The sequence below is a fragment of the Bordetella saccharivorans genome, assembly GCF_045862855.1.
Lineage (GTDB): Bacteria > Pseudomonadota > Gammaproteobacteria > Burkholderiales > Burkholderiaceae_B > Bordetella_A > Bordetella_A petrii_F.
In genome coordinates this window covers 1,621,462-1,633,467 of sequence record NZ_BAAFZO010000001.1, presented here as the reverse complement: position 1 = coordinate 1,633,467, position 12,006 = coordinate 1,621,462, and the positions used below count along the sequence as shown (strand labels likewise).

17 protein-coding genes and 1 tRNA gene are annotated in these 12,006 nt (G+C 65.0%); 2 read left to right on the top strand and 16 right to left on the bottom strand.

Annotated features, from left to right (window positions below; all coding sequences use genetic code 11):
- Positions 1–4: 4 nt before the first annotated feature.
- The 8 genes from ACKTT0_RS07855 to petA form a co-directional block, all read right to left on the bottom strand.
- Positions 5–742, bottom strand: coding sequence for a fimbrial biogenesis chaperone (locus ACKTT0_RS07855; RefSeq protein ID WP_407849389.1), 738 nt, complete (start codon positions 740–742; stop codon positions 5–7).
- A gap of 124 nt (positions 743–866) precedes the next feature.
- Positions 867–1,397: a fimbrial protein gene (locus ACKTT0_RS07850; RefSeq protein ID WP_407849388.1), complete on the bottom strand. Its 531-nt coding sequence runs from the start codon at positions 1,395–1,397 to the stop codon at positions 867–869.
- 454 nt (positions 1,398–1,851) lie between these two features.
- A tRNA-Thr gene (locus ACKTT0_RS07845) sits at positions 1,852–1,927 on the bottom strand.
- A 78-nt stretch (positions 1,928–2,005) separates the two neighbouring features.
- Positions 2,006–2,452 (bottom strand): ClpXP protease specificity-enhancing factor, encoded by a 447-nt coding sequence (locus tag ACKTT0_RS07840; protein ID WP_407849387.1) that lies wholly within the window; start codon positions 2,450–2,452, stop codon positions 2,006–2,008.
- Positions 2,453–2,471: 19 nt separating this feature from the next.
- Complete coding sequence (locus ACKTT0_RS07835; RefSeq protein ID WP_028353753.1) at positions 2,472–3,083, bottom strand: glutathione S-transferase N-terminal domain-containing protein; 612 nt, start codon at positions 3,081–3,083, stop codon at positions 2,472–2,474.
- Between the two features lie 155 nt (positions 3,084–3,238).
- Entirely contained in the window at positions 3,239–4,093 is an 855-nt protein-coding gene (locus ACKTT0_RS07830; RefSeq protein WP_407849386.1) for a cytochrome c1, read from the bottom strand.
- Positions 4,094–4,112: 19 nt separating this feature from the next.
- Positions 4,113–5,501: a cytochrome b gene (locus ACKTT0_RS07825; RefSeq protein WP_407849385.1), complete on the bottom strand. Its 1,389-nt coding sequence runs from the start codon at positions 5,499–5,501 to the stop codon at positions 4,113–4,115.
- Between the two features lie 64 nt (positions 5,502–5,565).
- On the bottom strand, positions 5,566–6,207 hold the full coding sequence (gene petA / locus ACKTT0_RS07820; protein WP_407849384.1) for a ubiquinol-cytochrome c reductase iron-sulfur subunit: 642 nt from the start codon (positions 6,205–6,207) through the stop codon (positions 5,566–5,568).
- A gap of 138 nt (positions 6,208–6,345) precedes the next feature.
- Between petA and mscL the strand changes: the two genes are divergently transcribed.
- A complete protein-coding gene (mscL, locus tag ACKTT0_RS07815) occupies positions 6,346–6,789 on the top strand; it encodes a large conductance mechanosensitive channel protein MscL (RefSeq protein ID WP_407849383.1) in 444 nt (147 codons plus the stop codon).
- A gap of 22 nt (positions 6,790–6,811) precedes the next feature.
- On the opposite strand, the gene ACKTT0_RS07810 is transcribed toward mscL, so the two are convergent.
- A complete protein-coding gene (locus tag ACKTT0_RS07810) occupies positions 6,812–7,588 on the bottom strand; it encodes a Nif3-like dinuclear metal center hexameric protein (protein ID WP_407849382.1) in 777 nt (258 codons plus the stop codon).
- Positions 7,589–7,608: 20 nt separating this feature from the next.
- Here ACKTT0_RS07810 and ACKTT0_RS07805 point away from each other — a divergent pair, with 20 nt between their 5' ends.
- The gene (locus ACKTT0_RS07805; RefSeq protein WP_407849381.1) at positions 7,609–8,754 is read left to right on the top strand and encodes a S1C family serine protease; all 1,146 of its coding nucleotides are present in this window, start codon (positions 7,609–7,611) and stop codon (positions 8,752–8,754) included.
- On the opposite strand, the gene ACKTT0_RS07800 is transcribed toward ACKTT0_RS07805, so the two are convergent.
- From ACKTT0_RS07800 to hisI, 7 genes are all read right to left on the bottom strand, one after another.
- Positions 8,751–9,176 carry a helix-turn-helix domain-containing protein gene (locus tag ACKTT0_RS07800; protein ID WP_407849380.1) on the bottom strand — a complete coding sequence of 142 codons (426 nt, stop codon included), beginning with the start codon at positions 9,174–9,176 and terminating at the stop codon, positions 8,751–8,753. The two genes, ACKTT0_RS07805 and ACKTT0_RS07800, sit on opposite strands and share 4 nt — an antisense overlap.
- 116 nt (positions 9,177–9,292) lie before the next feature.
- A complete protein-coding gene (gene tatC / locus ACKTT0_RS07795) occupies positions 9,293–10,099 on the bottom strand; it encodes a twin-arginine translocase subunit TatC (protein WP_407849379.1) in 807 nt (268 codons plus the stop codon).
- Positions 10,096–10,554, bottom strand: coding sequence for a Sec-independent protein translocase protein TatB (gene tatB / locus ACKTT0_RS07790; protein WP_407849378.1), 459 nt, complete (start codon positions 10,552–10,554; stop codon positions 10,096–10,098). The genes tatC and tatB overlap by 4 nt, the downstream gene beginning before the upstream one ends.
- Before the next feature lie 77 nt (positions 10,555–10,631).
- On the bottom strand, positions 10,632–10,859 hold the full coding sequence (tatA, locus tag ACKTT0_RS07785) for a Sec-independent protein translocase subunit TatA (RefSeq protein ID WP_028353744.1): 228 nt from the start codon (positions 10,857–10,859) through the stop codon (positions 10,632–10,634).
- 15 nt (positions 10,860–10,874) lie between these two features.
- Entirely contained in the window at positions 10,875–11,243 is a 369-nt protein-coding gene (locus ACKTT0_RS07780; protein ID WP_407849377.1) for a histidine triad nucleotide-binding protein, read from the bottom strand.
- A 14-nt stretch (positions 11,244–11,257) separates the two neighbouring features.
- A complete protein-coding gene (locus ACKTT0_RS07775; protein ID WP_028353742.1) occupies positions 11,258–11,605 on the bottom strand; it encodes a phosphoribosyl-ATP diphosphatase in 348 nt (115 codons plus the stop codon).
- A complete protein-coding gene (hisI, locus tag ACKTT0_RS07770; RefSeq protein WP_407849376.1) occupies positions 11,602–12,006 on the bottom strand; it encodes a phosphoribosyl-AMP cyclohydrolase in 405 nt (134 codons plus the stop codon). Before hisI ends, ACKTT0_RS07775 begins: the two co-directional genes overlap by 4 nt.

Sequence of the window (12,006 nt, the reverse complement as noted above, 5' to 3'; positions counted from 1 at the left end):
GTCGTCAGTGCTGCAAGGGCACGTCGGCAACGTCGGAAACGCCGCCGTAGTCATTGATGTAGCCGAAGCGCAGCGTGCCGCGCGAGGCGAGGTTCAGTTGCCGCAGCGGCACGGACAAGGTCTGGCCGGGGGCGATCATGTCGACATCGATGCCCTGTGCGGTGCCGCCGGCGGGCCGGTCCTGGATGTGCGCGAAAGTGACGTGCAGCGGGCTGGCATTGCTGATCTTCAGCGTCTGGCCGTCGATGCGCCACTGCAAGGCGCGCGCCGCTTCGTCCAGGGTCGTCTTCAGGCCGGCCGGGCGGTAGAACAGCTTGATGCGTGTACGGATCGCCACCTGCAGCGCATTGGCGGCCTCCGAGCGCGGCGGGATTTCCTGGATGTTGATCCAGAACAGGGATTCCCGGTCGCCAGGCAGGCCCTGGCCGGCATAGATGGTGCGCACCAGGGCTTCCTCCCCCGGAGCCAGCCGCATCAGCGGTGGCGTGATCGCCACGGGCAGGTTTTCCGGCATGACTGTGGCGTCACCCGTATCCAGCCAGGTCTGCACCATATAGGGCAGCGCGCTCTTGTTCGAGATCGCCACTGACGCCGAGGCGGCCTGTCCGTGGTAGACCACGCGCGTGGCCTGTACGTGGACGGCTGCCTGGGCGGCGCCGTGCAGGGCCAGCCCGAGCGTCGCCGCGCCGGCCAGGCGCCTGGCCCATGCCGCCCAGCGGCCGAATGCTTGGATGAAAATCATGACAGTGCTCTGCGATAAAACTTGCTGTGCGCGGCGGGCGGCGCGGAAATCGCGCCGCCCGCCGCGTTGCTTCGTTGCCGGGGGCAGGCCGGATACCGCGCCGGCCGGCGCCCCGCCTTGCCGATCAGCGATACTCGATCGAGAAGGTCGAGGTGGCGTTGGCTTCGCCGGCGCCCACGGTCTGCTCGAAGGACTTGTAGCGGGCCTTCAGGTTGACCGTCGCGGTGCCATCGGTGCCGACATTGACGATGGCCGGATCGGTGATGTCCTGGTTCAGGGGGAACACCTTGTCGCTGTTGTCCAGGATCTCGATGCCCACGCCGGTGGCCACGCTCACCGCCAGCAGCTCGGGATGGCCGGTGGGGGCCTGGCCGTCGAAGCGGATGGTGTACGCGCCCGGATCGCAGTTCTCCAGGCCGATGGTGAAGGCCTTGGACGAGGACACATCGCCCACGTTCTTGAACAGCGACGTCGGATACGTGCCGATGACGACCGTCTGGTCCTTGGTGGCGCTGGTCACGTCGCAAGTCGACTGGATGATTTCGCCTTCGAATTTGACCGTGCCGGTCGCGGCCTGCGCGGCCACCGGCAAAACCCCTGCCAGGGCCAGGCCCAGGACGGTCCGTTTGAAAATAGAAGTCACGCTGGAGTTCATGAAGAGTTTCCTGAAAATAAAAAACGGAGATGCGGGCAAAATTGCTTTATGGCAGTTTGTTTCGCGTCGGTGGCAATTATTCGAATGAATTGCAATGAGCCCTGCAGTTAATGCCCTTCTCCTTTCCGAACAATGCCGAACAACACAACTGGTAATGAGCTCGGCGACAGAATATCGAAGGGATAACAAAAAGCTACGTTTTCTACGATCAAGAAAAGTTAATTTTCAAACCTTTTATTTTTCTCGATGCAGGGTTTGAAAATAAAATCGAAAGCTGCGTTTTTATTCGTTTAAATATCCGCGTCTTTCATTATGTCGATTGGGCAGACATAATTGGAAATGTTGTTTTAGTGGCTTAATGTAAATGCCGCGGGGGATTCTGCCCACGACAAAAAAACCCGCTATGCGGGCGTCGTCGTAGCGGGTGTTTCCAGGGGCTAGAAGGGAATAGCGATGGTGCCGGTGAAAGGAATCGAACCCTCGACCTTCTCATTACAAGTGAGCTGCTCTACCAACTGAGCTACACCGGCGGATGCGCCGCCGCGCGGAGGCGGCGGGCAAAGGGACTGCATTGTAGTAAATCCGGGCGCCCGGGCCCAGCGACCGGCCTATTTGACGATGGTCAGGTGCGGGCGCTTGGGCTCGTCGCCGCCTTCGGCTGGGTCGGTGGGGGCCGACTCGGACTGGCCGGGAACGGCTTCGGTCGCCGGGGCCGCGCTGTCGTCGCGGGCGGGCGGCTCGTAGGGCTGGACTTCGAAACCCATGCCAGCGCCCGTCTCGCGGGCGTAGATGGCGCTGACCGCGCCGATCGGCACCGACACGTTCTCGGTGACGCCGCTGAAGCGGGCCTGGAATTCGATGAATTCATTGCCCAGCACCAGCTTGTTGGTGGCCAGCGTGCCCACGTTCAGCGTGATCTGGCCGTCGCGCACGTGGGCCGCCGGCACCATGGTGTGCTCGTCGACCTGCACGGTGATGTACGGCGTATAGCCGTTGTCGGTGCACCATTCGTGCAGCGCGCGCAGCAGATAAGGCTTGGTGGAAGTTTCACCCATATTGCACAACCCTTGGCGCTCAGCGACGCATGACTTTTTCGGACGGCGTCAGCGCTTCGATGTAGGCCGGACGCGAGAAGATGCGTTCCGCGTATTTTTGCAGCGGCGCGGCGTTCTTCGGCAGTTCGATACCGTAGTGGTCCAGGCGCCACAGCAGCGGCGCGACGGCCACGTCCAGCATCGAGAACTCGTCGCCCAGCATGTACTTGTTCTTGAGCAGCAGCGGGGCCAGCTGGGCCAGCCGGTCACGGATGTTCTGGCGGGCGTTGACCAGCTTCTTCTCGTCGGGCTTGGCGCTGCGGTCTTCCAGCGTGGAGACGTGGACGAACAGCTCTTTCTCGAAGTTGTACAGGAACAGGCGGGTGCGCGCGCGCATGACGGGATCGGCCGGCATCAGCTGCGGGTGCGGGAAGCGCTCGTCGATGTACTCGTTGATGATGTTCGACTCGTACAGCACCAGGTCGCGCTCGACGAGGATGGGCACCTGCCCGTACGGGTTCATGACCGAAATGTCTTCGGGCTTGTTGTACAGGTCGATGTCGCGGATCTCGAAATCCATTCCCTTCTCGAACAGCACGAAGCGGCAGCGTTGCGAGAAAGGGCACGTGGTTCCGGAATAGAGCACCATCATGGCGGTAAGTCCTTGTATGAAAAGCGAAAGGCCAGCGCTGCTAATCTAGCAGGCGCTGGCCCCGATTGCCAGGGTGGGATAGGTGTGCCGCCCTATCGGGATCACGTTGCCGGCCGGCGCGAAGCCGGGCCGGCAACCTGGCGGGGCATTGATAATCAGCGCACGTGTTTCCAGTAGGAAGCGTTCAGGCGCCAGGCTACCACCAGGAACAGGCCCAGGAACAGCAGCACCCAGACGCCCAGTTGCTTGCGGAAGAGCTGGCCGGGCTCGGCCATCCAGGCGAGGAACGCGGTCAGGTCGGCCGCGTCGTTGTCGTACGCGGCCGCCTTGGCGGGATCCAGCGCCTTGAACTTGGCTTCGACCGAGGCATGGCCATGGAAATCGGCAACCGGCTCGGTCTTGACGGTGGAATAGCCCTGGGCGTCGTAGGTGGTGGTAACGCGTTCCCAGCTCTTGGCGCCGTCCTTGCCCGTGACTTCGTGCATGGCCACCGTGGTGAGCTCGCGCGGGCCCTGCAGTTCCCACAGGACGTGCGGCATGCCGACGTTGGGGAACACCAGGTTGTCCCAGCCGGTGGCGCGCGCGGTGTTGCGGTAGAACGTACGCAGGTAGGTGTAGATGTAGTCGGCGCCCGTGGGGCCGGCGTTGATCGACTTCGCGCGCGCGATGACGGACAGGTCCGGGGGCGTGGTGCCGAACCACTTCTTGGCGTCCTCGGGCTTCATGGCGATGTTCATGAGGTCGCCGACCTTTTCGCCGGTGAAAAGCAGGTTTTCCTTGATCTGGTCGTCGGTCAGGCCGATGTCCTGCAGCTTGTTGTAGCGCATCGACGACGCGCTATGGCAGTTCAGGCAGTAGTTGACGAACAGCTTGGCGCCGTTCTGCAGCGCCGCGACGTCGTTGACGCGGTTGGGCGCGGTTTCCAGCGGGTAGCCGCTCTCGGCGGCGTACGTGGCGGTACACGTGAGCATCAACGCTACGGCACCAATCAGCTTCTTGATCATGGTCATTCCGTTATGGGTTCGTGGCTCAGTGGGCATGGAACGTGACGCGGTCGGGAACCGGCTTGAACGTGCCGAGGCGGCTCCAGACGGGCATCAGGAAGAAGAAGCCCAGGTAGATCAGCGTGCCGATCTGCGAGGTCAGGTTGTACGCGTCGCTGGGCGGCTGCGTACCCAGGAAACCCAACACCAGGAAGTTGACGATGAAGATGCCGTACAGGACCTTGTGCCAGCCCGGACGGTAGCGGATGGACTTGACGGGAGAGTGGTCGAGCCAGGGCAGGAAGAACAGGATGACGACGGCGCCGCCCATGGCCACCACGCCCCAGAACTTCGCGTCGATGACGCGCAGCAGGACGGCGATGACGACCAGCAGGCCCGGCACGGCGATGCGCATGAAACCCTTCAGGTTGCTCTTGACCAGCAGCGCGACGGCGCCCAGCACGGCGGCCCCGGCCAGCACCCACGTGAATTCGTTGGTGGTGGCGCGCAACATGGAGTAGAACGGCGTGAAGTACCAGACCGGCGCGATGTGCGGCGGGGTCTTGAGCGGATCGGCCGGAATGAAGTTGTTGTATTCCAGGAAGTAGCCGCCCATTTCCGGCGCGAAGAACACGATCGCCGCGAAGACGATCAGGAAGCCCGCCACGCCCATGATGTCGTGGACGGTGTAGAACGGGTGGAACGGGATGCCGTCCTTCGGGCGGCCGTGCTTGTCCTTCGGGCCTTGCTTGATTTCGACGCCGTCGGGGTTGTTGGAGCCGACTTCGTGCAGCGCCACCAGGTGGGCGGCCACCAGGCCGATCAGCACCAGCGGGATGGCGATGACGTGGAACGAGAAGAAGCGGTTCAGGGTGGCGTCGGAGACGACGTAGTCGCCGCGGATCCAGATGGACAGTTCAGGGCCGATGAACGGGATGGCCGAGAACAGGTTCACGATCACCTGGGCGCCCCAGTAGGACATCTGGCCCCAGGGCAGCAGGTAGCCGAAGAACGCTTCGGCCATCAGGCACAGGAAGATGGCCACGCCGAAGATCCAGACCAGTTCGCGCGGCTTGCGGTACGAGCCGTAGAACAGCCCGCGCAGCATGTGCAGGTAGACCACCACGAAGAACATCGAGGCGCCGGTGGAGTGCATGTAGCGCACCAGCCAGCCCCACGGCACTTCGCGCATGATGTATTCGACCGACTGGAACGCGCGTTCGGCGTCGGGCTTGTAGTGCATCACCAGGAAGATGCCGGTGACGATCTGGAGCACCAGCACCAGCAGCGCCAGGGATCCGAAGAAATACCAGAAATTGAAGTTCTTGGGCGCGTAATACTCGGACAGGTGCGCTTTCCAGGTGGAAGTCACCGGGAAGCGCCGGTCCAGCCAGCCCAGCAGGCCTGTTGTCTCGACGGTTTTTTCGCCAGCCATCAATGGCTCCTTCTATACGGGGCGTATTTTGCTAAGGTCGGGGTAGGAGGCTGCGCTGTTCGCGTCAGGCCTTGTTCTCTTCGTCAACCCCGACGATGATGCGGGTGTCGCTCAGGTATTGGTACGGCGGAACTTCGAGGTTGTCGGGCGCGGGCTTGTTCTTGTACACGCGGCCAGCCATGTCGAAAGTGGAGCCGTGGCAGGGGCACAGGAAGCCGCCTTCCCAGTTGGCGGGCAGGCCGCCGCCGCCGCCGGTCTCGAAGTGGGCGGTGGGCGAGCAGCCGAGATGGGTGCAGATGCCGACGCAGACGAACAGGTCGGGCTTGCGCGAACGGTATTCGTTCTGGGCGTATTCAGGCGTGAAGCCGGGGCGCTCGGAGTTGGGATCGGCGACGAAGGCGTCCTGGGTCTTCAGGCCGGCGAGCTGCTCTTCGGTGCGGCGGATGATCCAGACCGGCTTGCCGCGCCATTCGACGGTGCGCATCTGGCCGGGGGCCAGGGTGGCCACGTCGACTTCGACGGGCGCGCCGGCGGCGCGGGCTTTTTCAGAAGGGGCGAAGGTGCTGACGAAGGGAACGGCGGTTGCCACGCCGGCGACTCCGCCCACCGCACAGGCGGTCGTTACCCAGAAACGGCGCGAAGGATCTGGTGGGAGGTTGGGATCAACCGCACCGTCATCGTCATGCACCAGCGTATCCTGACTCATCTTCCTATCCTTGTTGATGCGCCCGCAGTGCCTGTAGCATCAGGCTTGCAGCATCCGTTATGCCGAAATATGTAACAACATAGCAACCGCGTATTATAGCGCCTGCCCACTGACGGGCGAACGACGTAAGGAGCATTCATGAGCAAAGCATCGGGTTTTCTCAAGGAATTTCGCGATTTCGCCGTCAAGGGCAATGCGATCGACCTGGCGGTGGGTGTAATCATTGGCGCGGCATTCGGCAAGATCGTCGATTCGGTGGTCAAGGACCTGATCATGCCGCTGGTCAACTTCATCCTCGGCGGTTCGGTCGATTTTTCCAACAAGTTCCTGGTGCTGTCGGCGCCGGAAGGCTACGCCGGCCCCATGACCTACGCCGACCTCACCAAGGCGGGCGCCATCGTGCTGGCGTGGGGCAACTTCCTGACGATCCTCATCAATTTCATCCTGCTGGCGCTGGTGGTGTTCATCATTGTCAAGGCGATCAACTCGGCGCGCCGCAAGGAAGAAGAGGCCCCGGCCCCCGAAGCGCCCGCCGAAGACCTGGTGGTGCTGCGGGAAATCCGCGACCTGCTGAAGAAATAAGCGCGGCGCGGGGGTGGCCGGCCTACACCGGGTTGTCGATGTCGATGAATTCGACCCGGATGCCGAACTGGCGCGCCAGTGCGTCGCCCAGCGCCTGCACGCCGTAACGCTCGGTGGCATGGTGGCCGGCGCCGATGAACCCGACGCCGGTCTCGCGCGCGAGATGCACGGTGGGCTCGGAGGCCTCGCCGGTGATGTAGGCATCGACGCCGGCTTCCACCGCGTCGGCGAGCATCCCCTGGGCGGCGCCTGTGCACCAGGCCACGCGGGCCAGCGGGCGATCCGGCTCGCCCACCAGCAGAGGCTCGCGCTGCAGGCGTTCGCGCACGCGCTCGGCCAGCGCGCCGAGCGTGGCCAGGCCGGGCGCCGTGCCCAGCCAGATGAGATTGTCCGGTCCGCAGGCCGCGGGCGCGCCGTCGGCCAGGTACTGCGGCGCCAGGCCCAGCACTTGCGCCAGCTGCGCGTTGTTGCCCCACTGCGGATGCGCGTCCAGCGGCAGGTGGTACGCGAACAGGTTCAGCTCGTGGGCCAGCGCCAGGGCCAGCCGCGTGCGGCGTGGCCCGCGCACGCGCGGGTCCTCGTTTTTCCAGAACCAGCCGTGATGGACCAGCACGGCGTCCGCGCCGCGTTCGATGGCCGCGCGCAGCAGTGCCTCGGAAGCGGTGACGCCGGTGATAATGTGGCCTATCTGCGGCCGGCCTTCCACTTGCAGGCCGTTGGGACAGTAATCTTTGAATCGCGCCGCTTGCAGCGTGGTGTCCAGCCAGGCTGCCACTTCGCGGGTGTCGACAGTTTTCATTGCCCTACCTTGTCAGGATCATGCGTCGCTACTGGCTGATATTCGCTCAGGCCGTCACGGTATGTCTGGCCATTTTATTCGTCGTGACCACCTTGCGGCCCGATTGGCTGCGCCTGTCGGCGCCCGCGCCGGCCGGCGCGCCCGCCCAGCCGGCCGGCGCGCCGGCGGTGGCGAGCTATGCGGCGGCCGTCACCAAGGCCGCGCCGGCGGTGGTCAATGTGTTCACGACCAAGCACGTCAACGTGCCGGTCGTGCCATTACCCGATGACCCGGTCCTGCGGCAGCTGTTCGGCCAGGTGCCGGGCCTGAGCCGCCGCCAGGCTTCCACCAGCCTGGGTTCGGGCGTGATCGTCAGCGGCGAAGGCTACGTGCTCACCAATTATCACGTCGTGGAGGCGGCCGACGCCATCGAGGTCGCGCTGGCGGACGGCCGCAGCGGCAGCGCCAAGGTGGTGGGCGCCGATCCCGAGACCGACCTGGCGGTGCTGAAGCTGGATCCCGGCATCCGGCCCCTGCCCGTCGCCGCGTTTGCCGCCGATCGCAGCCTGCGCGTGGGCGACGTGGTGCTGGCCATTGGCAACCCGTTCGGCGTCGGGCAGACCACTACCCAGGGCATCGTGTCGGCGCTGGGACGCAACGGGCTGGGCATCAATACCTACGAGAACTTCATCCAGACCGACGCGGCGATCAATCCCGGCAATTCCGGCGGGGCGCTGATCGACGCCCAGGGCAATCTGATCGGCATCAACACGGCCATTTATTCCGAATCGGGCGGCTCGCTGGGCATCGGGTTTGCCATCCCCATCGATGCCGCCCGCAAGGTCATGGACGACATCATCAAGACCGGCTCCGTGCGGCGCGGCTGGCTCGGCATCGAGCCCCAGGATGTCACGCCCGACCTGGCGCGCGCCTTCGGCCTGGCGCCCGATACCCGCGGCGTGGTCATTGCGGGCGTGATGCGCGGCGGCCCGGCGGGCAAGTCGGGGCTGCGCGTCGGCGATATCGTCCAGACGGTCAATGGTGCGCCGGTGCAGGACACGGTGTCGATGCTGCGGTTGATCGCGGCGCTGCCGCCGGGCGAGAAGGCCACCCTGGGTATCCTGCGTGGCGGCAAGGCGCGCGATGTGACGGTGGTCGTGGGGACGAGGCCCGCGCGGCCGCGCTAGCGCAGGCGTTCTGGCGCCGGCGGATGGACCGCATGGGCCTTCGTGGCGGGTGGCAGGCGCGGGCCGTCGGCGATCAGCCGCGCGATGGCCACGATTTTCTTGCGGGCGTCGGTGGGCAGCCGGTCCATCAGGGCCTGCAGTTCGGCGGCGTAGCCGTCGGGCTCGGCCGCCGGCAGCGGCTGCCGGGCCTGCGCCCCGGCGGGCCGCGCCAGGGGTTCGACGCCATCGGTGAGCCAGGGGACCGACGTGTCCAGTGCCTGGGCGAGGCGTTGCAGCGTGCTGCGAGCGGGTGAATAGGCGTCACCCCGGGCCAATATGCGGTGAATGGACGACTGGGGCACGCCTGAGATACGTGCCAATTGATTCTGGCTTTTGATGCCGCGCCATCGCATCTGGGCGCGCAAACGGTGTGCGAGCGTCATGCCGGCAATTTACGGTTGCCGGGCACGGACGGACAAGAGTGAAAGTGTCCGCTTTATACGGGACGACGACATAGGCCGGGCAGCGACCCGGGCTGCGCCCAGGTAGAGGCACGGCGTCAGCGGTGTTCGGTCAGGCTGCCTGCCGCGTCTTCGGCGTCTTCGTCTTTCTTGCCCGGAGTGACCATGCGCGCGCAGATCAGGCCGACTTCATACAGCAGGCACAGGGGCACGGCCAGCATGAACTGGCTGACCACGTCGGGCGGCGTGACCACCGCCGCAATCACGAAGGCGCCGACCACCACGTAGCCGCGCGCGCTGCGCAGCTTGTCGAGTTCGACGATGCCGGTCTTGACCAGCAGCACCACCGCCACCGGCACTTCGAATGTAATGCCGAAGGCCATGAACATGGTCATCACGAAGCTGAGATAGGCCTCGATATCGGGCGCCGGCGTGATCGACTGCGGCGCGAACGTGGCGATGAAATGGAAGACCGTGCGGAACACAAAAAAGTAGCAGAACGCCATGCCCAGGATGAAGAGCAGCGTGCTGGAGACGATCAGCGGCAGGGCCAGGCGCTTTTCGTGCCGGTACAGGCCGGGCGCCACGAAGGCCCAGGCCTGGTACAGCACGACGGGCAGCGCGACGACGAAGGCGGCCATCAGGGTGACCTTGACGGGCACCATGAAGGGCGTGATGACGCCGGTGGCGATCATGCGCGTGCCTTCGGGCAGCGAGGCCAGCATGGGCTGGGCCAGCACGTCGTAGATGACGGATGCGCCCGGATAGATGAACAGCACGACGAACACGCCGATGACGGCGAGCGCCGCCTTCATGAGGCGGCTGCGCAGTTCGACCAGGTGCGAGATGAAGGTTTCTTGCGGCTGTTCCTGGTCCAGCGTGTCTTGCTTGGCGTCCTGGGTCACGGTGCGGTACCGGTGTTTTGCTTGATGGGGGGCTGCGGTCCGGACGGCGCGGCGGGCGCTGGCTCGTCGGGCGACGCGGGGACGGCGGCCGGTGCCGGGGCGGCCGGCGGCGCCGGCTCGGCAGAGGGTGGCGGGGCAGCCGCCGGCTGGGCGCCGGATACCGCCTGCGTGGCTTCGCGGGCGGTGTCATTCAGGCCGGTGCGCAGGGAGTTTTCGGTCTCGCGCAGCGACGAGGTCATGCTGCTGGCCGCCTCGTCCATTTCGCTCTTGAACTTGCGCAGTTCGTCGAGTTCGATTTCGCGCTGGATGTCGCTCTTGACGTCGTTGACGTAGCGCTGCGCGCGGCCGAGCAGGTGGCCGACGGTGCGCGCCACTTTGGGCAGCCGTTCGGGGCCGATGACGATCAGCGCGATGACGCCGATTACCATCAGCTCGGTGAAACTGACATCAAACATGCGGCGTCTGCTCGCTCAATCAGGTGGGCCGGAGCAATGCCTGGCGGCATTGCTCCGGGAGGGGCTGGTGGCAGGGATCAGGAATTGGTCTTTTCTTTGGCCTGGACGTCGATGGTGTCGTCCGCGACCTTTTGCTGGGTGACCTGGTCGGCGGGCTTGTCGGAGTTGGCGTCCTTCATGCCTTCCTTGAAGCCCTTGACCGCGCCGCCGAGGTCGCTGCCGATGTTGCGCAGTTTCTTGGTGCCGAATACGAGAGCAATGATGACCAGGACGATCAACCAATGCCAGATGCTGAAGCTACCCATGACGGTTCTCCGTGATTATGCGTTGGGAGCCATGCGCCCTTTCCAGGGACGCTGACCGCCGAGAATGTGGAAATGCAGGTGCGGGACTTCCTGGCCGCCTTCGACGCCCGAGTTGGCCATCAGGCGGAACCCGCCTTCGGGTCCCGGGCGGCAGCCGTTCTCGGCCGCCAGTTGGGACGCCAGAGTCACCATTCTACCCAACCAGCCGGCATCGTCGGCGCCGATGTCCTGCAGCGACACGACGTGCCGCCGCGGGATGAGCAGCAGGTGCACCGGGGCCGCCGGGTTGATGTCGTGAAAGGCCACGAATTCGTCGTCTTCGTGGACCTTCCTGGAGGGGATCTCGCCGCGGGCGATCTTGCAGAAGATACAGTTGTCGCTCATCTCAGGTTCCGTGCTCAGTGGGCGGGCCGCCGCGCTTTTTCTTCAAGGCCCGACAGCCCTTCCCGGCGTGCCAGTTCGGCCAGCACGTCTTCGGGCCGCAGATTGTAGTGAGTCAAAGTGACCAGGCAGTGAAACCATAGATCGGCGGTTTCGCTGATGATGCGATCGGGCGCGCCGTCCTTGGCGGCCATGACCAGCTCGGTGGCTTCTTCGCCGATTTTCTTCAGGAACGCGTCGGGTCCCTTGGCCAGCAGCTTGGCCACGTAGGACGTCTGGGGATCGCCGCCCTGGTCGGGGCGGCGGGTGGCCAGGGTGTCGGCGATGCGCGCCAGGGTGTCGGCGCCGGCGGCGGGAGCGGTCATTTGTAGATGTGTTCCGGGTCTTTCAGGACGGGGTCGACGGTGACCCAGGAGGCCTCGCCGGAGGCGCCTTCCAGGCGGCGGAAGAAGCAGCTCGCGCGGCCGGTATGGCAGGCGATGCCGCCATGCTGGTGGACCTTGAGCAGGACCACGTCGCCGTCGCAGTCCAGGCGCAATTCGTGCACGGCCTGCGTATGCCCGGATTCCTCGCCCTTGCGCCACAGGCGCTGGCGCGAGCGCGACCAGTACACTGCGCGCCCGGTGGCGGCGGTTTCGGCGAGCGCGGCGCGGTTCATCCAGGCCACCATGAGGATCTGGCCGTTGTCGGCGTCCTGGGCGATGGCGGGAATGAGGCCGTTGTCGTCGAAGACGACGTCGGCCATCCAGGCGGGATCGGTATTCAT